Here is a 21,950-nt window from a genome sequence, read left to right as displayed (position 1 = left end):
CTGTCCGGGACGAATGCTTTTTTTGGCTTATTGCGCCATGGCGCAAACGCTGCAGTGTTGGAGCTTTTTTTCATGCGTCCCCCCTTTACCCAGATCACCGCGCGCCAGTCATTCGGCTACGGCGCTTTAGTCCTGTGCGCCGGATTTGCCGGGCCGGCAAACGCGAGCGGTTTTATCGATGACACCACGGCAAACATCGAATCGCGCACGGTGTATTTCAACCGCGATTTTCGAGACGGGCACACGACCACCGAGCAGGGCGCGTCGAAACGCGAAGAGTCGGCCGAGGGCTTTATTCTTAATCTGCAATCGGGTTACACCGAGGGCACCGTGGGCTTCGGTGTCGATGCACTGGGCATGCTCGGGATCAAGCTCGATTCCAGCCCCGACAGCAGCAACAGCGGCTTGCTGCCCTCCAGCGGGGAAAACCCGCGAGGCTCGGAGGATCAATACGCCAAGCTCGGGCTGACAGCCAAGGTGCGAATCTCGCAAAGCGTGCTGAAGTACGGCGCGCTGCTGCCGGACGTGCCGCTGCTCAAGTACAACGATGGGCGTTTGCTGCCAACAATGTTCAATGGCGCGATGCTCACGTCCAAAGAGTTCAAGGACCTGACCTTCATGGCGGCGCGCCTGGACAAGTACACCGCCCGGGACTCAACCGATTCCCAGGATATTCGTGTGCATTGCAAGAACAAGCGTTACGCCTGCAACACCACCGCCGACCACTTCGACATGTATGGCTTCGACTACAAGATCAACGAACGCCTCACCGGCCAGTATCACTACGCCGAACTGGAAGACATTTACCGCCAGCATTTCGTTGGCTTGCTCGCTAACCAGCCATTGGTTGGCGGCGTGCTCAAGGCCGATGTGCGTTTGCTCAAGAGTGCCGACAGCGGTGCTGCCCGCGCAGGTTCCATCGACAACCGTGCCTTGAGCGGCATGCTCGGATACGCCATCAGCGGCCACACGTTCAGCGCCGGTTGGCAGCGCATGAACGGCGACAACTCGATGCCGTATCTGGATGGGACCAATCCGTATTTGGTCAACTACGTACAAGTCAACGACTTCGCCGCCGCGCAGGAACGCTCGTGGCAATTGCGTTATGACTATGACTTCAAGGCCATCGGCATCACCGGCCTGAGTTTCCTGACCCGTTATGTGAACGGTGATCACATCAAAGTGCTGGGCAGTGACCAGGAAGGCAAAGAGTGGGAGCGCGACAGCGAGCTCAAGTACGTGGTGCAGAGCGGCCCGTTCAAGAACGTGAGCCTGCGGTTACGCAATGCGACGTACCGGACCAACTACGAGAAATTTGCCCGTGATGTGGATGAGACCCGGGTGATTGTGAGTTACAACTTTTCGGTGTTGTGACCGCAGGGGTTGCGGTCTGAGATAGACCGCTTTCGCGAGCAAGCCCGCTCCCACATTTAACCGTATGCAACATGAGAATTCGGTCAAATGTGGGAGCGGGCTTGCTCGCGAAGAGGCCCTCAAATTCAGCGAAGATCCAGCTGCTGCCGATACGGCAAATCCGGCCCGGTCTTGCTGCACGTCAGTGCCGCCGCCTGCACCGCAAACCGCAGCATCGCATCGATCTGCTCACGGCCCAGCTGCTGCAACCCTTGAATCGAATCCAGCTGCTGCTCCGTCAGCCAGGTAATCAAGGCCGCCTGGAATGTATCGCCAGCCCCGACGGTGTCGGCAATTTTCACCGAGCTGGCCGGCACCGACCACGCACCATGAGCCCGGCTGAACACCGTCGCCCCCTCGCCACCTCGGGTCAGGAACACCAGCTGACAGCGGTGTTGCAACCAGCCGTCAATCACCCGCTCAGGGGCCTGTTCGGGATAGAGCAGGCTCAAATCCTCGTCACTGACTTTGATCAGGTCGGCCAACTCGACCAATGTTGCAATCCGCGAACGCCACAGCTCGATATTCGGTTCAGGGTTGAGCCGCACGTTCGGATCAAGACTGATCAGACGCTTACCACTTTCCCGGCGCACCAACGCCAGCAACGTATCGGCAATCGGTTGCACCACCAGCGAATACGAACCGATGTGCAAACCGCGTACTTCAGGTCCCAACGCCGGCAAATGCTCCGGTTTCAACTGCCGGTCAGCGCAACCTTCACCACGGAAGCTGTAGTGCGGCGAACCGTTGGCACCGACCGCGACCATCGCCAAGGTGGTGGGCGCGGCGAAATCCACCAGGTAGTCCGGACGCACGCCTTCGTCCTGCAGCACTTGCTGTAAGCGTCGACCCAAATAGTCAGTCGATACTCCGGCCAACAAGGCCGAGTCCACGCCCAATCGGCGCAATCCCACCGCGACGTTGAACGGCGAGCCGCCGGCAATTGCCTTGAAGTTCACTTTTGAAGCCAGGCCGCTGGTGTCTTCTTCACTGAAGAAATCGAACAGCGCTTCGCCACAGACCAGATACATAGTTGTTCGCTCTTTAAAGGGTTGCGACATGCTGTTGATAGCGTTCATAAGCCTGCTGACAGGCCGCCACGTTGTCGGCGATCGGCAAGGTTTCACTGGCGAGATCGAGCTTCACACAACGCTCGCAAAGATCCGCCAGGCTAGCCTCGCCTCCGTTTGCCCAGGACGTGCACCACGCCGCCTGAATCGCCGCCCCGAGGGCAGCGGCTTCGCTGTGTTCGGTGCAGATCACTGGCGTGTTCATGATGTCGGCGACCATCTGCCGCCACACCGGACTTTTCGAACCGCCGCCAATCAGGCAAATGCTGCGGCTTTGTAAGCCATTGCGACGCAACAGGTCCAGTCCATAACGCAAACCGAAGGTCGTGCCTTCCACCACGGCGCGGCACAGATTGGCCTGGGTCAGGTTGGTCATCGTCAGGCCCAGCAGGCTGCCGGTGGCATGGGGCAGGGCGGGGACACGCTCACCGTTGAGAAACGGCAGCATGCACACGCCTTCGGCACCGATCGGCGCTTGCTCGACCAGAGCGTTGAAACGTTCGATGTCCAGCTCGAACAACTCGCGAATCACCCCGGTGGCGTTGGTCAGGTTCATCGTGCAAATCAACGGCAGCCAGCCGCCGCTGGAAGAACAGAACGTCGCGACCGAGGCATCCGGGCTGACGTTGGGTTGATCGGCATAGGCGTAGACCGTTCCCGAGGAGCCGAGGCTCATGGTGATCGCGCCGGGTTTTATGTTGCCGGTGCCGATGGCGCCCATCATGTTGTCGCCGCCGCCGCTGGAGACCAGTGCTTGCGGGTTGATGCCCAGATGCTCGGCGATGCCCGGCAGGATCGTGCCGACTGCCTCGTGGGCGTCGATCAGCTCCGGCAGCGCGGCTTGCAGACGCCCGGACGGGTCGATGTCGCGCAGCAGTTGCAAATCCCACTGGCGGGTGCGCACGTTGAAATAGCCGGTGCCCGAGGCATCGCCGTATTCGCTGCAACTGCGGCCGGTGAGCCAAAAATTGAGGTAGTCGTGGGGCAGCAGGATGCGCGCGATTCGGGCGAACACTGGCGGGTGCTGTTCTTGGGTCCAGAGCAGTTTGGACACGGTGTAGCCCGGTGCGATGACCACGCCGAGGCGTTCCAGCGAGCCTTTTTCGCCGCCCAGATGCGCCAGCAAACGCTCGTTCTCCGGGGTGGATTCGGTGTCGCACCAGAGTTTGGCCGGGCGCAGGACCTGGCCTTGGTCGTCGAGCAGCACCAAGCCATGTTGCTGACCGGAGACGCCGATGCCGAGGATGTCCTGGCCGTCGACATTCGCCGCGAGTAAAGCGCGGTGAGTGGCCAGGCGGAAAGCTTCCAGCCATTGGCGGGTGTCTTGTTCGCGGCGGCCGTTGGCTCCGCTGATCAGCGTATGGGCAGCGGCGCCTTGGCCGAGCACCTGACCGCTGATGGCGTCGAGGACGATGGCTTTGGTGCCTTGGGTGCCGCAGTCGATGCCGAGGTACAGGTGTTGGTTTGCCATGGAAGATCCTTGGTGAGTCAGGTCGATCTCGGTGAAGCCATTCGCGGGCAAGCCTCGCTCCTACAGGATTAGTGGCGAGCGAACGACAAAACACTGTAGGAGCGAGGCTTGCCCGCGAAGGCGGCCTCCGTTTCGCTATCGCACTTAAGCCAGCACCCGCTCCAAGGTCCGCGACACCCCAACATCGCGCAAACTATTGCAGCACCACTCAAACGCCGCCACAAACTCCGGCGAACGTGGAATCGCCGCGCCAAAAATCTCCTCAACCGCCAACAACCGCTGGGTGATCAACGCATCATCGGCCACCAACGCCTGACAGAACGCCGCCCGCGGATCCGGAATGGCGTAGGTCTCGCCATTCTCATCCACGCCCTTCAAGTACAACGCCCACGCCGCCACCACCAGCGCTGCACGTTTGGTCTCTCGATCATCGGCAATCAGGCGGTTAATCGTCGGCACCGTGAACTTGGGAAACTTCGACGACCCATCCGAACACACCCGCTCCAGTTGATCGGCAATCGCCTGATTGGAAAACCGCGCCACCAAGGTGTTCTTGTACTCGGTCAAGTCAATCCCCGGCACCTCGGGCAATTGCGGGGTCACGTCCAGGTCCATGTACGCCCGCATGTACCGTACAAACAGCGGGTCGTTCATGGTTTCGTGAACGAAGCGATAGCCCTTCAAAAACCCCAGGTAAGTCAGCGCCAGGTGACTGCCATTGAGCAGTTTGATCTTCATTTCTTCGTAAGGCGTGACGTCGTCGGTGAACTGCACACCGACCTTTTCCCAGGCCGGACGACCGTTGACGAACTTGTCTTCCAGCACCCACTGCACAAACGGTTCGCAGACTACTGGCCAGGCGTCGTCGACCGCATGTTTGTCATGCAGTTGCAGCTTGTGTTCGGTGCTGGTCATCGGCGTGATGCGGTCGACCATCGCGTTGGGAAAACTGACGTTGCTGGCGATCCACTCTCGCAGGTCGGCGTCGCGTAGCGCAGCGAAAGCCAGCAGCGCTTTGCGGGTGACCGCGCCGTTGTGCGGCAGGTTATCGCAGGACATCAAGGTAAACGCTGGTGTGCCCGCGGCGCGGCGCTTGGCCAATGCGGCGCAGAGAAAACCGAACACGGTTTTGGGTGAATCCGGGTACGTCAGGTCGTGCTGGATTTGCGGCAAGTGCGCCATGAACTCGCCGTTGCTGTCGTCGATGCAGTAGCCGCCCTCGGTGATGGTCAGCGAGACGATGCGGATCTCGGGGCTGGCTAGTTTGTCGATCAGCGCCGCCGGGCCGTCTTCGGCCAGCAGCATGTCGCGCAGGGCACCGATGACCCGGACTTCGGTGTCGTTGGTGTCGCCCAGTTCAAACAAGGTGAATAGGTAATCCTGTTCCTTCAAGTCGTCTCGGGCCCGACGGTCTTCGGCGCGCAAGCCGACGCCGCAAATCGCCCAGTCCAGGCCTTCGCCGGTGTTCATCAAGGCGTCGGTGTAATACGCCTGATGCGCCCGATGGAAACCGCCGACGCCGATGTGCGCGATGCCTTGGCGCGTATCGCTGAGGGCGTAGGCGGGCAGGACCACCTCGGGGGCGAGGCGGTTGAGGTTGTGTTTATTCAGTTTCATCACAGGCTCTCTAAATCAGGCTGCAGCGCGCAACGGGCGGGTCAGCGCCACGCCGTCGGCATCGAATAAATGGCAGTGTTCGGCGTCCAGGTGCAGGCTCAAGGCCTCGCCGTAACGGCTGGCCAGATCGCCGCGAACGCGCATGGTCAGCGCTTCACCGGAAGCGGTCACGACGTGGCAGAAGGTGTCGCTGCCCAGGCGTTCGCTGACGTCGGCGGTGACTTGCAGCGTGCAGTCGCCGGTTTGCGCGAGGTTCAGGTGTTCCGGGCGAATCCCAAGGGTCACCGCGCCGCCGACGCTCAGATTGGCACCCGTCAACGGCAGGGTGATGCGGGTGCCGGCGTCCAGCAGCACTTCGCAGCTTTGGCTTTCGATGCGGGTGACCTTGCCTTTGAGGAAGCCCATTTTCGGCGTACCGAGAAAGCCGGCGACAAACAGGTTGGCCGGCTGGTGATACAGGTCCAGCGGCGAGCCGACTTGCTCGATCTTGCCACCATTGAGCACGACGACTTTGTCGGCCATGGTCATGGCTTCGACCTGGTCGTGAGTCACGTAGATCATCGTCGCTTGCAGTTCTTTGTGCAGGCGCAGCAGTTCCAGGCGCATCTGCACCCGCAGGGCGGCGTCGAGGTTGGACAGCGGTTCGTCGAACAGGAAAATTTTCGGGTTACGCACGATCGCCCGGCCGATGGCCACGCGCTGACGCTGGCCGCCCGACAGTTGTTTTGGTTTGCGTTCAAGCATCGGACCCAGTTCAAGGATGCGCGCCGCTTCGCCGACTTTTTTCTCGACTTCCGCCTTCGGCACGCCGGCCAGGTCGAGAGCGAACGACATGTTCTTTTTCACAGTCATGTGCGGGTACAGGGCGTAGGTCTGGAACACCATCGCCAGGTCACGCTTGGCCGGGCTGACTTCGGTGATGTCGCGGCCATCGAGTTCGATGGTGCCGCCACTGACTTCTTCCAGGCCGGCGATCAGGCGCAGCAGCGTGGACTTACCGCAGCCCGAGGGGCCGACGAAGACCACGAATTCCTTGTCGTTCACTTCCAGGTCGATGCCTTTGATGATGGAAAAGCCTTCGAAGCCTTTTTGCAGATTCTTGATTTTCAGGTTGGCCATGATGATGGGCCTCCACGTGTTGTTATTCATTTGAGCGGTGAGGCTTTTCTGTAGGAGCCAGGCTTGCCGGCGAAGGCGATTTGACGGACGCCTTCGCCGGCAAGCCTGGCTCCTACAGGGGACGGCCCATTTATTTCACGGCACCAAACGACAGGCCGCGCACCAGTTGTTTCTGGCTGATCCAGCCGAAGATCAGGATCGGCGCGCAGGCCAGGGTCGAGACCGCCGACAACTTGGCCCAGAACAGTCCTTCGGGACTGGAGTACGAGGCGATCAACGCGGTCAGCGGCGCCGCTTTCGACGAGGTCAGGTTCAGCGACCAGAACGCTTCGTTCCAGCACAGGATCAGCGACAGCAGTACCGTGGACGCCAGGCCGCCCTTGGCGATCGGCAGCAGCACGCGGACCATTTCCTGCCACAGCGTGGCGCCGTCCAGGCGGGCGGCTTCGAGGATGTCCTTGGGGATGTCCTTGAAGTAGGTGTAAATCATCCAGACCACAATCGGCAGGTTGATCAGCGTGTAGATCACGATCAGCGCGATGCGCGTATCGAGCAGGCCGAAGCTCTTGGCCAGCAGGTAGATCGGCATCAGCACGCCCACCGGCGGCAGCATCTTGGTCGAGAGCATCCACAGCAGCGTGCCTTTGGTGCGCTGGGTTTCGTAGAACGCCATCGAGTAGGCCGCCGGCACTGCGATCAGCAGGCACAGCGCCGTTGCGCTGAACGAAATCACCACCGAGTTCCAGGCGAAGCTGAAGTAATCGCTGCGCTCGTTGATGTGCAGGTAGTTCTCCAGCGTCGGCGTGAAGATGAACTGCGGCGGCGTGGCGAAGGCGTCGATTTCGGTTTTGAAACTGGTCAGCACCATCCAGAAGATCGGGAAGAAAATCAGGATCGCGATGGCCCAGGCCAGCGTGCCCAGCAGCAGGCTTTGCAGACGGCGGGATTGTTGAAGAGTCATGGCGCAGGCCTCAGGCTTTGTCTGTCAGGTTTTTGCCGATCATGCGCACCAGCACGATGGCCGCGATGTTGGCGATCACCACCGCGATCAAGCCGCCGGCGGACGCCATGCCGACGTCGAACTGCACCAGCGCCTGGTTGTAGATCAGGTACGCGAGGTTGGTCGAGGCGTAGCCCGGGCCGCCGTTGGTGGTGGTGAAGATTTCGGCGAACACCGAGAGCAGGAAGATGGTTTCGATCATCACCACCACTGCAATCGGCCGCGCCAGATGTGGCAGCGTCAGGTGCCAGAAAATCGCGACCGGGCCGGCGCCGTCGAGGCGTGCGGCTTCTTTCTGTTCCTGGTCGAGGGACTGCATGGCGGTCATCAGGATCAGGATCGCGAACGGCAGCCATTGCCACGACACAATGATGATGATCGACAGCAGCGGGTAATGCGCCAGCCAGTCCACCGGCTGCGCGCCGAACAGTTTCCAGACGTAGGCGAGAATCCCCGACACCGGATGGAAAATCAGGTTCTTCCAGATCAGCGCGCCGACCGTGGGCATGATGAAAAACGGCGAAATCAGCATGACCCGGACGACGCCGCGACCGAGGAACTCACTGGCCTCCAGCAAGGCACTGATCAGCACCCCGAGCACCACGCTGATCAGCAGCACGCTGCCCACCAGCAACAAGGTGTTGGTGGCGCCGGGCATGAAACCCGAGTCGGTCAGGAAGTAAGTGAAATTCTCCAGCCCGACGAACTCGTTCTCGCCGGGGTTGAGCAGGTTGTAGCGAATCACCGAGAAGTAGAGGGTCATGCCCAGCGGCACGATCATCCACAGCAGCAACAACGCCACCGAAGGGCTGACCAGAAACCAGCCGGGGTTACTCAACCGGCTTTTACGCACCGGTTGGGGAATGTCCATGTGAGCTTTGGCAGTTGAAATATTCATGGCGATAGAACCGAATAAGAACAGGCAGGTGAAGATCAACGCATCTCTGTAGGAGCGAGGCTTGCCCGCGAAGGCTGCTTGTCTGACACACCGCTTTCGCGGGCAAGCCTCGCTCCTACAGGGGGATGCGGGTTACTTGGGGTAACCGGCGCGCTTCATCTCACGTTCGGTGGTTTGCTGGGCGGCGGCCAGGGCCTGGTCGACCGTGCTTTGACCAATCAGCGCTGCCGAGAACGACTTGCCCACCTGGGTGCCGATGCCCTGGAACTCAGGAATGGTCACCAGCTGGATGCCGATGTACGGCACGGGCTTGACGCTCGGTTTGCTCGGGTCGGCGGCTTTCAGCGACTCGAGGGTCACTTTGGCGAACGGCGCGGCGCTCATGTAAGCCTCGCTGTAGGTCGAGGCCCGAGTGCCTGGCGGGACGTTGGCGATGCCGTCCTTTTCGGCGACCAGCGCGCCGTATTCCTTGGAAGTGGCCCAGGCGCTGAAGGTTTTCGCGGCGTCCTTGGCCTTGGAACTGGTCGGGATCGCCAGCGCCCAGGAATACAACCAGGCCGAGCCTTTGTCGGTGGTTTCATGCGGCGCGTAAGTGAAGCCGACGTGGTCGCTGACCTTGCTTTGGGTCTTGTCGGTGACAAAGGAACCGGCAACGCTGGCATCGACCCAGATTGCGCATTTGCCGCTGTTGAACAGCGCCAGGTTCTCGTTGAAACCGTTGCTCGACGCCCCCGGCGGGCCGGATTTCTTCATGGTGTCGACGTAGAAATTCAGGGCGTTTTTCCACTCCGGCCCGGTGAATTCCGGCTGCCACTTCTCATCGAACCAGCGCGCACCGTAGGCATTGGCCACGGTAGTGATCAGCGCCATGTTCTCGCCCCAGCCGGCCTTGCCGCGCAGGCAGATGCCGTACTGTTCTTTATCTTTGTTGGTGAGTTTGCTGGCGAACTCGCCGATCTGGGTCCAGGTCGGACGCTCGGGCATGGTCAGCCCGGCATCCTTGAACAGGTCGGTGCGGTAATAGGTGATCGAGCTTTCGGCGTAGAACGGCAGGGCGTAGAGCGATCCCTTGACCGACAGGCCTTCACGCACCGACGGGAATACGTCGTCGAGCGCGTAGCTGGCGGGCAAATCCTTCATCGGCTCCAGCCAACCCTTGGCACCCCAGAGTGCGGCTTCGTACATGCCGATGGTCAGCACATCGAACTGGCCGCCCTGAGTGGCGATGTCGGTGGTCAGGCGCTGGCGCAGGACGTTTTCCTCCAGCACCACCCAATTGAGCTTGATGTCCGGGTGCTCGGCCTCGAAGGTTTTCGAGAGCTTTTGCATGCGGATCATGTCGCTGTTGTTGACGGTGGCGATGGTCAGGGTCTGGGCGCCGAGGCTGACGCTGCTGAGGGTCATGCAGGTGAGGGCAAGCAGAGCTTTTACAGAAGGTTGCATCGTGCACTCCTTTTCTGCACCCGGCGGGTTACAGAAGGACAGTTATTGTTTTTGTGTCTTCCGATGACAGGAAGAATGTGCACTGATTACAGCCTTCAATTGACGACGTGACAAATCATCCATCGCACTTCAATCGATACTATTTTGCACTGGTGTTTTAGGTGGGAGGTGCAGGGACAGGCTTTACAGGAGGGAATGGATATCCATTTTGTATAGGTTTGAGGGCCTCTTCGCGGGCAAGCCTCGCTCCTACAGGGATTGCGCAGCGTCTGTAGGAGCGAGGCTTGCCCGCGAAGGCGATCTAAAGATCAACTCAAGACCAAACGTCTTAACCGAGGTTTTGCTCGGTCAACCGCTGCACCGCCAACCGCCGGTAATGCGACGGCGTCATGCCCTTGAGCTGCTGAAACCGTCGATTGAAGTTGGAGATATTGTTGAACCCCGACTCGAAGCACACATCCGTCACCGGCTTATCACCATCGGCCAGCAGCTCACAGGATTTGCTGATACGCAGGCGATTGACGAACTCGATGAAGCAGCGCCCGGTGGCTTGCTTGAACACCCGGCTGAAGTAGGTCGGCTTCATGCCCAAATGCTCGGCCACTTCTTCCAGCGACAAGTCCCGCGCGTAATGCGCAAAGATGTAATCCACGGCCCGGTTGGTCCGGTCGATATTGTGCTCGTCAGCCAGTTGCGGCGTCGTCGCACCCGACAGCAACTGATAATCGTCAGAGGCCGCGAGCAACTCCAGCAGAATGAAAAAGTGCCCGAGCCGGGTCACGCCTCGGGTATCGGCAATGCGCTGCATCAGCGTCATCGCCTGGCGGATAGTGCGCTTGCAGCGGAACTCGATGCCGTACTGCGCACGCTCCAGCAAGGGCGCCAGCGCCTTGAGTTCGGCGAACACCAGGTGGCCGCTGTCGAACAACTCGTCCGTGAAATTGACCAGCATGTCGCGCTTGGGCACCACTTCGTCTTCGGCCACCTGGCTGATCCAGTTGTGCGGCAGGTTGGGGCCGGTGAGGAACAGGCTTTCAGGGTAGAAGTTGCCGATGTAGTCGCCGATGAACACCTTGCCGGAGCTGGCGACGATCAGGTGCAACTCGTATTCCTTGTGGAAATGCCAGCGCACCAGCGGGCAGGGGAAGCCGTGCTGGCGATAGATGATGGACAACCCATTGTGGTCGTCCATCAATTCGTAGGAAGGGTCGGTGACTCTGGCGGTTCGGGACATGTCGGGGCGCTTTTGTTGTTATCGCACCTTGATCATGCCCCTATCAAGGCGAGCAATGCCAGCTTACCGATGCAAAAATCGAGGTGAACCTGGCCGCTCATGCAGGGCGTGTCCGTAGACCGCTTTCATGCTGCTGGCGCTCCAGCAGTAACGGACGATCTCGGATTCGTCGAAAAAATCGGTGCTGATGATGCTGCAGCGCGTCACCCAGGTTCCCGTGGTGTTGAACCACTCGTTGATACGGTGCTTGATGTCTTGAGGCCCGCCGAGCAAGGAATAGCAGGTGGCCGACAGTGACCATAAAAACGTTTCGCGCGGCACCCGCTCAAGCGTTGACGCGATGTGGCGTTGCAGCTCGGTGGTGGAGGTGAATGTCTGCCCATGCCACCGGTGTGAGATGGCCGGCCAGAAGTATTCACGGTCCAGTTGCGGATTGAAGGAGGCGGCCATGACGATCCGGCGAAGTGCGCTGGATCGCTTGAGCACCGCCACGGTACTCAGCTCGTCGCGGGACAGGATGATTCGTTGGCCGAGGCGGCGCACCAGCCAATCACTGAGCTTTTTGTGATTGAACGGCTTGTCGCCATCACCCAATTGATGAAAGTCCAGCACGATGAATTCATCCGGGTTTCGATCGAGGAAGGGCAGCAGCGCATCGATCAAGTCTTCCAGGACGCGACCCGACTGATAGCCATTATGGTGAAAGTAAAACACCGGCTCAGGGCCTTCGGTATAGCCCAGGCGTATATCGAAGGCCCGTGCGCCATTCTCCAGTTGCCAGGCGAATGTATCGTTCTGACAACTTATCCAGTTCCCCAACAGCGCTTCTTGTTTGGGCGCCTTTTTATCCATGCCCGCGTTATGAGCGCAGGGCCAGACAATATCGCTGAGTTTGAGTTTGTCGATGTCCAGGACTCTGCTCATCCAGTTATGTTTATCTCTCATTACTGTTTTTTTATCAGTCATTGTTCTTCCTTTTTCTGAGCAAACCCTTCCATGGAAAAAGTGGCTTCAGGGTGCATGAAGCCTGAAATTACCTGACGGACAAAAACAAGGGTGTTACTTATTTACTGCGTTGTTGAGCCTTGCGTATGTTAGCGGCCCGGCAGTTGTACACCAGGCGGGACTCTTCAAAAAAATCCGCATTGATCACGCTGCACCCGTAAACCCAGTGGCCGGCCTCGACATCGAACCAGCGATCGAGGTGTTCCTTGATGTCCACGGGCCCCAACGCGATGCTATAGCTGGTGGCGGAGAGCGACCAGGGCATCGATCCGGACGGCGGGCTTTTCATCACTCGGGTGATGTGCGCTTCCAGTTCATCGACACTGGTATCGCCGATGCCGCTCCACTGATGCTCGACTTTCGGCACAAACCAGTCCCTGTCCAACGCCCAATGGCGCTCTGCCGCCACCCATACTCGCTGAACCGCATTGGCCTGTTTCAACTGGCCGAGACTCAGGTGCCGGTTGCTCGAAGGAATGATTCTCGGCCCAAGATGTGCCAGTAAAAACCGATTGAACTCTTGATAGTCGAAGGCGGTGTTGGCGGGTTCCAATTTGTGAAAATCAAGCAGTACAAACTCGTCGGGGTTCTCCTGGAGAAAACGCATCAACTGCATGATCAGGTTTTCCATCGATCGGGATGACCGTACGCCGTTGTGCTGAAACCAGAACGTGCCTACGCCTCTGGAATCCACGTCGTACTCGACCCGGACATCCAGCGCGCGGGCGCCGTTTTGCAACTGCTCGTAAAAAGAGTTGTTCTGGCACGCTGTCCAGTGCGCTAAGCCGGGCGCTGCGTAAGTTGCCTTGCGGTCGACGCCGCTATTATGGGCACCGGGTAAAATCAAATCGCCAAGGGCCAATGAATCCATGTCCAGCGTGGAGGCCATCCATTGACTCGGCTCATAGTGTTCTAATGCTGTATTGCTCATGAATGCATCCTTGCATTTATTAATGGCGCGACTGTTTGTAAGCGCCGGGCTAAAGTGGAAAAGTGAGCGGTAGTTATAATTGCCAGGAACTAAAATGCCAAATGCCGACTTGATACAGTAAGTATCAAGTCGGTGTGAAAGTTGCTGTTCGGTATAGTGAGTCTGGATCTAAGCGGTGATTAGAGAGCTTCTATCGGATTGCGATTCTTGGCTTCAATCCACTGCGCCATGTACTGAGTACTTTTATGGTGATGGTGGCGCAACATACTGCCGGTGAAATTATCCATTCTTAGTTGCACAAGATGCTGTTGGCAATCCATCAACCTGTCAATCAGTGCCGGGCCGTGTACGGATTGCTGGTAACGGCTGGCCAACAGGGGATGCGCCTGAGAGTGGGCGATCAGCCATTGAGCCTTGTCGTCATGCAGGCGAACGGCGTTATCGGCGAACTCGCGGGCTGTCCGGGTAATCGCCCCGGGCCAGGCTTCGTCGCCATACATGGCTTCGGCGCCAATCGGCGTGGTGACATTCGGCGTGCCGCAGAGCATTGCATCGACAATCTTGCCTTTGACCCCCGCACCGAAACGCAGTGGTGCCAGGCACACGCGCGCCGCCGACATCACTTGCAAGGCGTCTTCGGCCCAGTTCATCACATGAAAACCCTGGGCGGGGTTGTGCAAAGCGGTGGCCTTGGGCGGGGTGTAAGCACCGTAGATATGCAACTGAGCAGCGGGCAATCGCTCGCGGATCATTGGCCAAATGGCCGTCTTCAACCAAAGCACCGCATCCCAGTTGGGCGCATGGCGGAAGTTGCCGATGTGCAGAAAATTCGCCCGGTCTTCAAACGCCACGGACGGCTCGCTCGGCAGATCAACCATCAGCGGGCACCAGAACAACAGGCTGCGTGGCACCTGGAATTGCTCGACCAGTATGTCGATTTCCACTTCGGAGACCATCAGCGTCAGGTCGCAACGATACATCGCCGCGATCTCCCGTTTGGCCAGATCCATGTCGGCCATGAACTCGAATTCTTCACGCAACGTCGGCGCGAAAAATTCGCTGAAATCGTTGGCGTCTTCACTGGCCTTCAAACGCTCCTTGAGGCGCTGATGCCGAGCATGCCGCAGGCTTTGCAGGTCACAACTCTCAAGCACGCGCAGCGCTTCGGGGCAGTGCTTTTCGACGCGCCAGCCAAACTGTTCTTCCATCATGAATTGATCGAACAACACGATGTCCGGGGCCAGTTCGCTGATGAAGGTGTCGAAACTGCTGTTGTTCAGCTCGATCGGCACTTCACGGATGCCCAGTTCCGTCAGGTCGGCCTTGTGTTCACCGATCCCGGCCGGGCTGCTGAACGTAATGTCCCAGCCCTGTTGCCTGAAACTCTCGAGAATTTGCATCACATGCCCACTGGCCGCTGAAGAGCGCGGCTCGGGCCAGACGTAACCAATGACCAGGACTTTGGTTGCGCGGGGCTGAATCATCACGGAATTTCCTTGAAACGGGCAGGGGCGGCGAAAAACGGGGCGCAATTAAACCACAGCCGATCGAGATCTTGCGTGCGCTTGAGCGGGTATCAGGACGACGCGAGCATGCCTTTGACCTTGTCGCGCAACTGATCAATGGAGAACGGTTTGCCAATAACCTGCATGCCTGCGGGTACGTCAATGCTTTCGGCATAGCCGCTGGCGAACAGAATCGGCAGTTCGGGACGCAGCATGCGCGCCTGGGTGGCCAGTTCACGGCCGTCCATCACTGGCAAGCCGACGTCGGTCATCATCAGATCGATGTACTGGTCTTCGTCATTGAGAAACTCCAGCGCCTGTTCGCTGCCGTCGGCCTCAAGCACCTTGAATTCCAGCTCCTCCAGCACATCGACGATCAGCATGCGCACAATGGCGTCGTCTTCGACTACTAGGATGATGGACGCGTCGGAGGACATAGTAAGGGTTCCCAAAGATTGAAATTCGCGTTGGCCGGTCGATCGAAATCACCGGGCTCTTGCATGAGTAAGTGGCGGATCCCGACAAGTTCCCGGCGCTTTACAAAAAAGAATAGCCGCGCAAGAGGCGGCAAGGATAACCGCTCCCTTGCACCGTCGCTGGGGAATGTAGGATTTTGCGCGAAAATCTGTCAGATAGTTGGATCAATGTGCCACTTTTGGGGCAAACTCCCTGGTTTTCAACAGTTCGACAAGGCCACCCCATGACCTCCGCGTCTTCGGTTGATGAGCAACGATTCCGCAAACTCTTGAGCCGTAACATCAGCCTGCCGCTGGGTGTTGGTGTCATCAGCGCGGTTTTCTTTATTTCCCTGATCACCTATTTGCTGTCGACGATCCAGTGGGTCGAGCACACGGACCGGGTGATCAATAACGCCAATGAAGCGATAAAACTGACAGTCGATCTGGAAACCGGCATGCGCGGTTTCCTGCTCAGCGGCGACGACACGTTTCTGCAACCCTACGAAACGGCCAAGCCGAGAATCGCGGTTGCCCTCAAGACCTTGCTTGAGCTGACGGCGGACAACCCGGTCCAAACCGACCGCCTGAACCGCTTGAAAGCCCTGCAGCAGGACTGGGCCAATTACGCGCAAAACATGATCGACTTGCAACGCAGCGGCGGCGATTACCGCAGTGTGGTCAAGGCCGGGCAGGGCAAGCGCTTGACTGACGAGATCCGCAAGCAATTCGAAGAAGTGATCGACATGGAGCAGCAGTTGCGCGCCGCGCGCAACGAAGACGTGCGCCGCACCACGGTGTGGAGCATTGGCCTTTATCTGTTGTTCATCGCCGGTATCAGCGCGATGCTCGCCTACATTGGCCGTCGGGACCTGCTCAATCTGTCCAACAGTTACAGCGCCAACCTCGCCGCGCAAAAGGCCAGTGCCCTGCGACTGGAGCAACAAGCCTGGCTGCGCAACGGCCAGACCGAACTGGCCGAGCAAGTGCTGGGGCAACTGTCGCTCAATATACTGGGCCGCAACATCCTGCAGTTTTGCGCGCAGTACCTGGGCACGGCCGTGGCGGCTATTTATGTGCGCGAAGATCATGGCGGCCTCAAGCGTATCGCGGCCTACGGTTTCTCCCGTGAACAGGAAGCGCTTGAACAACAGATCTACAGTGGCGAAGGGATTGTCGGCCAGGCGGCACAACAGGCTCGTTTGATTCGTCTCGACGAGGTGCCGAGCGGCTATTTCAAGGTCAGCTCCGGCCTCGGTGAAGGTCTGCCGCACAGTGTGCTGGTGGTGCCGACTAGCGACGACGACCGGGTCAATGGCGTGATCGAGCTGGGCTTTTTGCGCACGCTGGATGACCGCGACATCGAATTGCTTGAACTTATTGCCGGCAACATCGGCACCTCCATCGAAGCCGCGCGCTATCGCCAGCGCTTGCAGGAAGTGCTGGCCGAAACCCAACAGCTCAACGAAGAGCTGCAAGTCCAGCAAGAAGAACTCAAGACCGCCAACGAAGAGCTGGAAGAGCAGTCGCGGATTCTCAAGGAATCCCAGGCGCATCTGGAAACGCAGCAAGTCGAACTGGAGCAGACCAACGAACAGCTCGCCGAGCAGGCCCAGATCCTGGCCGAGCAACGCGACACCGTGGACCTGAAAAACACCGAACTGAATCAGGCCCAACTCCTGCTCGAAGAACGCGCTGAAGAGTTGCAGCGTTCGAGCAAGTACAAGTCCGAATTCCTCGCCAACATGTCCCACGAACTGCGTACGCCGTTGAACAGTTCGTTGATCCTGGCCAAGTTGCTGGCGGAAAACCCCCAGGAAAACCTCACCGCCGAGCAGGTCAAGTTTGCCGAGTCGATCTATTCCGCGGGCAATGATTTGCTCAACCTGATCAACGATATTCTCGACATTTCCAAGGTCGAGGCCGGCAAGCTTGAGATGCGCCCGGAGAACACCAGCGTCGCGCGCCTGGTGGATGGCTTGCGGGGAATGTTCGAGCCCTTGGCGGCGGACAAAAAACTGGATTTCCACGTGGATGTGCAGGCCGGTGCGCCGCTGATGATCTTCACCGACCGCCAGCGCCTGGAGCAGGTGATCAAGAACCTGTTGTCCAACGCGGTGAAGTTCACCGAAAAGGGGACGGTCAGCCTGAACGTGGCCACGCAGCCGAACGAAGGCATCGCGTTTGTCGTACGCGACTCCGGGATCGGTATCGCGCAGGAGCAGCAGGAAAGCATTTTCGAGGCGTTCCGTCAGGCCGATGGCACCACCAATCGCCGTTACGGCGGCACCGGCCTGGGCTTGTCGATTTCCCGTGACCTGGCCGCGTTGCTGGGTGGGTCCATCAGCGTCACCAGCGAACCGGGGCAGGGCAGTGTGTTCACCCTGGTGCTGCCGCAGCAGTACGTTGAACCGGGCGATGTGCCCATTGAACCGATGAGAGCCTCGCCGGTTGCCGTGACACCCAGGGTGGCTCCGGTCGCGTTGGTGCCGCTGATTGCCGAAGTCGATATCCCCCGTTTCGACGACGATCGTGGTCGTTCACCCTTCGCCACCCGCTGCATTCTGGTGGTGGAAGATGAGCCGAACTTTGCGAACATCCTCTACGACCTCGCGCATGAACTGGGTTATCAGTGCCTGGTCGCGCACGGTGCCGACGAAGGTTACGACCTGGCCAGGGAGTTCATCCCGGACGCCATTTTGCTGGACATGCGCCTGCCGGATCATTCCGGCTTGACCGTGTTGCAGCGCCTGAAAGAACACGCCGAAACCCGGCACATTCCGGTTCACGTGATTTCTGTCGAGGACCGCGTCGAGGCGGCGATGCACATGGGCGCCATCGGCTATGCGGTCAAGCCGACCACCCGCGAAGAGCTCAAGGACGTGTTTGCCCGTCTCGAAGCCAAGCTGACCCAGAAGGTGAAACGCGTCCTGCTGGTGGAAGACGACGACTTGCAGCGCGACAGCATTGCCCGGTTGATCGGTGATGAGGACATCGAGATCACCGCGGTCGGCCTGGCGCAGGATGCGCTGGAGCTGCTGCGCACGACGATTTTCGATTGCATGATCATCGACCTGAAACTGCCGGACATGCTCGGCAACGACCTGCTCAAGCGCATGTCCACCGAGGATATCTGCTCGTTCCCGCCCGTGATCGTCTACACCGGGCGCAACCTGACCCGGGACGAAGAGGCTGAACTGCGCAAGTATTCGCGCTCGATCATCATCAAGGGCGCACGCTCGCCGGAGCGCTTGCTGGATGAGGTGACACTCTTTCTGCACAAAGTCGAATCCAAGTTGTCCCATGAACGGCAGAAGATGCTCAAGACCGCGCGCAGCCGCGATAAGGTCTTCGAGGGTCGCAAGGTGCTGCTGGTGGACGACGATGTACGCAACATCTTCGCCCTCACCAGTGCGCTGGAGCAAAAAGGCGCAGTCGTGATCATCGGCCGGAACGGTCGTGAGGCGATTGAAAAGTTGAATGAAGTCGAGGACATCGACCTGGTGCTGATGGACGTGATGATGCCGGAGATGGACGGCTACGAGGCCACCATCGAGATCCGCAAGGACCCGCGCTGGCGCAAGCTGCCGATCATTGCGGTGACGGCCAAGGCCATGAAGGACGATCAGGAACGCTGCCTGCAGGCCGGTTCCAACGATTACCTGGCCAAGCCCATCGACCTGGATCGCCTGTTCTCGCTGATTCGCGTGTGGTTACCGAAGATGGAACGCATCTAGTGGAACGTATTTAGTGGAAAAGAACACCGAAATCGAATTGCGGTTGTTGATCGAGGCGATCTACCTCAAATACAGCTATGACTTTCGCGACTATTCCGGCGCTTCGATCAAGCGCCGGGTCCAGCATGCGTTGAGCCAGTTCGAGTGCGCCACCATTTCGGCGTTGCAGGAGAAAGTGCTGCACGATCCGACGGCGTTCATGCAGTTACTGCAATTGCTGACGATCCCGGTCAGCGAGATGTTTCGCGATCCTTCGCACTTCCTGGCGATCCGCAAGGAAGTGGTGCCGCTGCTCAAGACCTATCCGTCGATCAAGATCTGGATTGCCGGTTGCAGCACCGGTGAAGAGGTCTATTCGATGGCGATCTTGCTGCGCGAGGAAGGCTTGCTCGATCGCACCATCATCTACGCCACCGACATCAATCCGCGCTCGCTGGAAAAAGCCAAGCAAGGGATTTTCTCAATGGAGAATGTCCGCGCCTACACTCATAACTACCAGCAGGCAGGTGGCCAGCGTTCGTTCGCCGACTACTATACAGCGGCGTATGGCTACGCCATTTTCGACAAGACGCTGTGTGAGAACGTGACCTTCGCCGATCATAGCCTGGCGACCGACAGCGTGTTTTCAGAAACTCAATTAATTTCGTGTCGTAATGTGTTGATTTACTTCAATAAAAAACTTCAGGATCGTGCGTTTGGTTTGTTTCACGAGTCCCTGTGTCACCGTGGATTTTTAGTGCTGGGCAGCAAGGAGACGCTGGATTTTTCGGCCTTCGGCAACCAGTTCGAGCCGTTGGTCAAACAAGAACGGATTTACCGTAAATCATGAACAATGCTGTGGGTCTGCCTACTATAGAAGCGATTGTGATTGGCGCCTCGGCCGGTGGCGTAGAGGCGTTGCTGAACATTCTCAGCCCACTGCGCAAAGGTTTCGGGTTGCCGATCATGGTGGTGTTGCACCTGCCAGACGCGCGTCGCAGCCATCTGGCTGAAGTCTTCGCACGGCGCGTGTCCATGCCGGTCCTGGAAGCCCATGACAAGACGCGGGTCGAAGCCGGAACGCTGTATTTCGCCGCGCCCGGTTATCACTTGTCGGTGGAGCAGGACCGCAGTTTTTCCTTGAGTCTGGAACCCCGCGTGCACTATTCGAGACCCGCCATCGATTTTCTCTTCGAGTCTGCCGCCGATGCCTATGGCCCGGCCTTGGCCGCCGTGTTGTTGACCGGCGCCAACCAGGATGGCGCCCGCGGCCTGGCGCAGGTCAAGCGCCGTGGCGGCCTGACCATCGTGCAGGACCCGGACGAAGCCCAAGTCGCGACCATGCCCCTGGCGGCCCTGGATATACACCAGCCAGACCATGTTCTCCCTATACACGGCATTGGCCGTCTGATTGTCGAGCTGGAACGAATAGCATGCTAAGTGACATCCAAGCCAAACTGCTGATCGTCGACGATCTGCCGGAGAACCTGTTGGCACTTGAAGCGCTGATCAAGCGCGAAGACCGTACGGTCTATAAGGCTCTTTCGGCTGACGAAGCCTTGTCGCTGTTGTTGCAGCACGAATTCGCCATGGCCATTCTTGATGTGCAGATGCCAGGCATGAACGGCTTTGAGCTGGCCGAGTTGATGCGCGGCACGGAAAAGACCAAAAACATTCCGATTGTCTTCGTCAGTGCCGCCGGACGTGAGTTGAACTACGCGTTCAAGGGCTACGAAAGCGGCGCGGTGGACTTCCTGCACAAGCCGCTGGATATCCATGCGGTGAAGAGCAAGGTCAATGTGTTCGTCGAACTCTATCGCCAGAGCAAGGCGATGAAGCAGCAGGTTGAAGCGCTGGAGCAGAGCCGCCGCGAGCAGGAGGCGCTGCTCAAGCAATTGCAGAGCACCCAACTCGAACTGGAGCAGGCGGTGCGCATGCGCGATGACTTCATGTCCATCGTCGCCCACGAAGTGCGCACGCCGCTCAATGGCCTGATCCTCGAAACCCAATTGCGCAAAATGCACCTGGCCCGGGATAACGCTTCGGCGTTCACCCTGGACAAAATGCACGCCATGGTCGACCGCGACGAACGGCAGATCAAAAGCCTGATCCGCTTGATCGAAGACATGCTCGATGTGTCGCGCATTCGCACCGGCAAGCTGTCGATCCGCCCGAAACGCTTCGATCTGTCGGCGCTGGTAAGCGGTTTGCTGCAGAACTTCGCCGCGCAGATCGATGCCGCCGAGTCCTCGGTAACCCTGGACGCCGAGCAACCGGTGATCGGCAGTTGGGACGAATTTCGTATTGAACAGGTGATTTCCAACCTGCTGACCAACGCTTTGCGTTACGGCGCCAAGAGTCCAATCACCGTGAAGGTGTACAGTGACAACCAGCAGGCGCTGGTGGAAGTGCGCGATCTGGGGATCGGCATCAGTGAAGAAAACCAGAAGCGTATTTTCCAGCAGTTCGAGCGCGTTACGGCCAAACACGCCGTCGCGGGCCTGGGCCTGGGCTTGTTTATTTCCGAACAGATTGTGGCCGCTCATGGCGGCTCCATTACCGTCGAAAGCCGGATTGGCGAGGGCGCCTTATTTCGCGTTTGTCTGCCGCTGTAGGAAAACAGCTGGATAAACGCAACCTCTGATCGACCTCACGGTCGTATCAGCAGCTATTGACCGAACAAAGGCTTCCCATGAGTGAAGATGCACAAGACGTCGTATTGATCGTCGAAGATGACCCCTCGATTTTGATGGTGCTGTCGGCCTATCTGTCGGGTGAGGGCTACCGGGTGCTGCAGGCCGAAAACGGCGAGCAGGCCTTCGAAATCCTCGCGAGCAAACCGCATCTGGACATGATGATCACCGATTTCCGCCTGCCAGGCGGAATCTCTGGCGTCCAGATCGCCGAACCGGCCGTGAAGCTGCGACCGGAGCTCAAAGTGATTTTCATCAGCGGTTATCCGCAGGAAATCCGCGAGACCGACAGCCCGATCACGCGCAAAGCGCCGATCCTGGGCAAACCGTTCGATCTGGATGTGCTGCAAGAGCTGATGCAGGAAATGCTCTCGTAAGAC

At 58.8% G+C, this 21,950-nt stretch carries 18 protein-coding genes; 6 read left to right on the top strand and 12 right to left on the bottom strand.

Annotation, left to right across the window (positions count from 1 at the left end; all coding sequences use genetic code 11):
- The first annotated feature begins 72 nt into the window (after nt 1-72).
- A complete protein-coding gene (locus tag ACIPL2_RS03510) occupies nt 73-1,374 on the top strand; it encodes an OprD family porin (RefSeq protein WP_401352999.1) in 1,302 nt (433 codons plus the stop codon).
- A gap of 125 nt (nt 1,375-1,499) precedes the next feature.
- Here ACIPL2_RS03510 and ACIPL2_RS03505 read toward each other — a convergent pair whose 3' ends face one another.
- From ACIPL2_RS03505 to ACIPL2_RS03450, 12 genes are all read right to left on the bottom strand, one after another.
- A complete protein-coding gene (locus ACIPL2_RS03505; RefSeq protein ID WP_401352997.1) occupies nt 1,500-2,444 on the bottom strand; it encodes a carbohydrate kinase in 945 nt (314 codons plus the stop codon).
- A 13-nt stretch (nt 2,445-2,457) separates the two neighbouring features.
- Entirely contained in the window at nt 2,458-3,954 is a 1,497-nt protein-coding gene (gene xylB, locus ACIPL2_RS03500) for a xylulokinase (RefSeq protein ID WP_401352995.1), read from the bottom strand.
- 144 nt (nt 3,955-4,098) lie between these two features.
- A complete protein-coding gene (locus ACIPL2_RS03495) occupies nt 4,099-5,571 on the bottom strand; it encodes a mannitol dehydrogenase family protein (RefSeq protein WP_401352993.1) in 1,473 nt (490 codons plus the stop codon).
- Between the two features lie 15 nt (nt 5,572-5,586).
- The gene (locus ACIPL2_RS03490; RefSeq protein WP_401352991.1) at nt 5,587-6,690 is read right to left on the bottom strand and encodes an ABC transporter ATP-binding protein; all 1,104 of its coding nucleotides are present in this window, start codon (nt 6,688-6,690) and stop codon (nt 5,587-5,589) included.
- A gap of 130 nt (nt 6,691-6,820) precedes the next feature.
- Entirely contained in the window at nt 6,821-7,651 is an 831-nt protein-coding gene (locus ACIPL2_RS03485) for a carbohydrate ABC transporter permease (RefSeq protein WP_007936731.1), read from the bottom strand.
- A gap of 10 nt (nt 7,652-7,661) precedes the next feature.
- Nucleotides 7,662-8,588, bottom strand: coding sequence for a carbohydrate ABC transporter permease (locus ACIPL2_RS03480; protein ID WP_401352989.1), 927 nt, complete (start codon nt 8,586-8,588; stop codon nt 7,662-7,664).
- Between the two features lie 132 nt (nt 8,589-8,720).
- Nucleotides 8,721-10,031 carry an ABC transporter substrate-binding protein gene (locus ACIPL2_RS03475; protein ID WP_401352987.1) on the bottom strand — a complete coding sequence of 437 codons (1,311 nt, stop codon included), beginning with the start codon at nt 10,029-10,031 and terminating at the stop codon, nt 8,721-8,723.
- Between the two features lie 328 nt (nt 10,032-10,359).
- The gene (locus tag ACIPL2_RS03470; RefSeq protein ID WP_401352986.1) at nt 10,360-11,265 is read right to left on the bottom strand and encodes an AraC family transcriptional regulator; all 906 of its coding nucleotides are present in this window, start codon (nt 11,263-11,265) and stop codon (nt 10,360-10,362) included.
- Nucleotides 11,266-11,328: 63 nt separating this feature from the next.
- Nucleotides 11,329-12,231, bottom strand: a complete 903-nt coding sequence (locus ACIPL2_RS03465; protein WP_401352984.1) for a phospholipase — start codon at nt 12,229-12,231, stop codon at nt 11,329-11,331.
- 97 nt (nt 12,232-12,328) lie between these two features.
- Complete coding sequence (locus ACIPL2_RS03460; protein ID WP_401352982.1) at nt 12,329-13,201, bottom strand: phospholipase; 873 nt, start codon at nt 13,199-13,201, stop codon at nt 12,329-12,331.
- Nucleotides 13,202-13,380: 179 nt separating this feature from the next.
- Nucleotides 13,381-14,685 carry a glycosyltransferase gene (locus ACIPL2_RS03455; protein ID WP_401352980.1) on the bottom strand — a complete coding sequence of 435 codons (1,305 nt, stop codon included), beginning with the start codon at nt 14,683-14,685 and terminating at the stop codon, nt 13,381-13,383.
- Between the two features lie 92 nt (nt 14,686-14,777).
- Nucleotides 14,778-15,143, bottom strand: a complete 366-nt coding sequence (locus ACIPL2_RS03450) for a response regulator (RefSeq protein WP_401352978.1) — start codon at nt 15,141-15,143, stop codon at nt 14,778-14,780.
- Nucleotides 15,144-15,406: 263 nt separating this feature from the next.
- Between ACIPL2_RS03450 and ACIPL2_RS03445 the strand changes: the two genes are divergently transcribed.
- The 5 genes from ACIPL2_RS03445 (at nt 15,407) to ACIPL2_RS03425 (ending at nt 21,947) form a co-directional block, all read left to right on the top strand.
- Nucleotides 15,407-18,898: a response regulator gene (locus ACIPL2_RS03445; protein WP_401352976.1), complete on the top strand. Its 3,492-nt coding sequence runs from the start codon at nt 15,407-15,409 to the stop codon at nt 18,896-18,898.
- A gap of 13 nt (nt 18,899-18,911) precedes the next feature.
- The gene (locus ACIPL2_RS03440; protein ID WP_059405182.1) at nt 18,912-19,727 is read left to right on the top strand and encodes a protein-glutamate O-methyltransferase CheR; all 816 of its coding nucleotides are present in this window, start codon (nt 18,912-18,914) and stop codon (nt 19,725-19,727) included.
- Complete coding sequence (locus ACIPL2_RS03435; RefSeq protein WP_401352975.1) at nt 19,724-20,317, top strand: chemotaxis protein CheB; 594 nt, start codon at nt 19,724-19,726, stop codon at nt 20,315-20,317. Before ACIPL2_RS03440 ends, ACIPL2_RS03435 begins: the two co-directional genes overlap by 4 nt.
- Entirely contained in the window at nt 20,311-21,492 is a 1,182-nt protein-coding gene (locus ACIPL2_RS03430; RefSeq protein WP_401352973.1) for an ATP-binding protein, read from the top strand. The genes ACIPL2_RS03435 and ACIPL2_RS03430 overlap by 7 nt, the downstream gene beginning before the upstream one ends.
- Before the next feature lie 77 nt (nt 21,493-21,569).
- On the top strand, nt 21,570-21,947 hold the full coding sequence (locus tag ACIPL2_RS03425; RefSeq protein ID WP_059405185.1) for a response regulator: 378 nt from the start codon (nt 21,570-21,572) through the stop codon (nt 21,945-21,947).
- The last annotated feature ends 3 nt before the right edge of the window (nt 21,948-21,950 follow it).

This window comes from Pseudomonas sp. NPDC086251 (assembly GCF_044746405.1).
Taxonomy (GTDB): Bacteria; Pseudomonadota; Gammaproteobacteria; order Pseudomonadales; family Pseudomonadaceae; genus Aquipseudomonas.
This window is presented reverse-complemented; position numbering and strand designations above follow the sequence as displayed.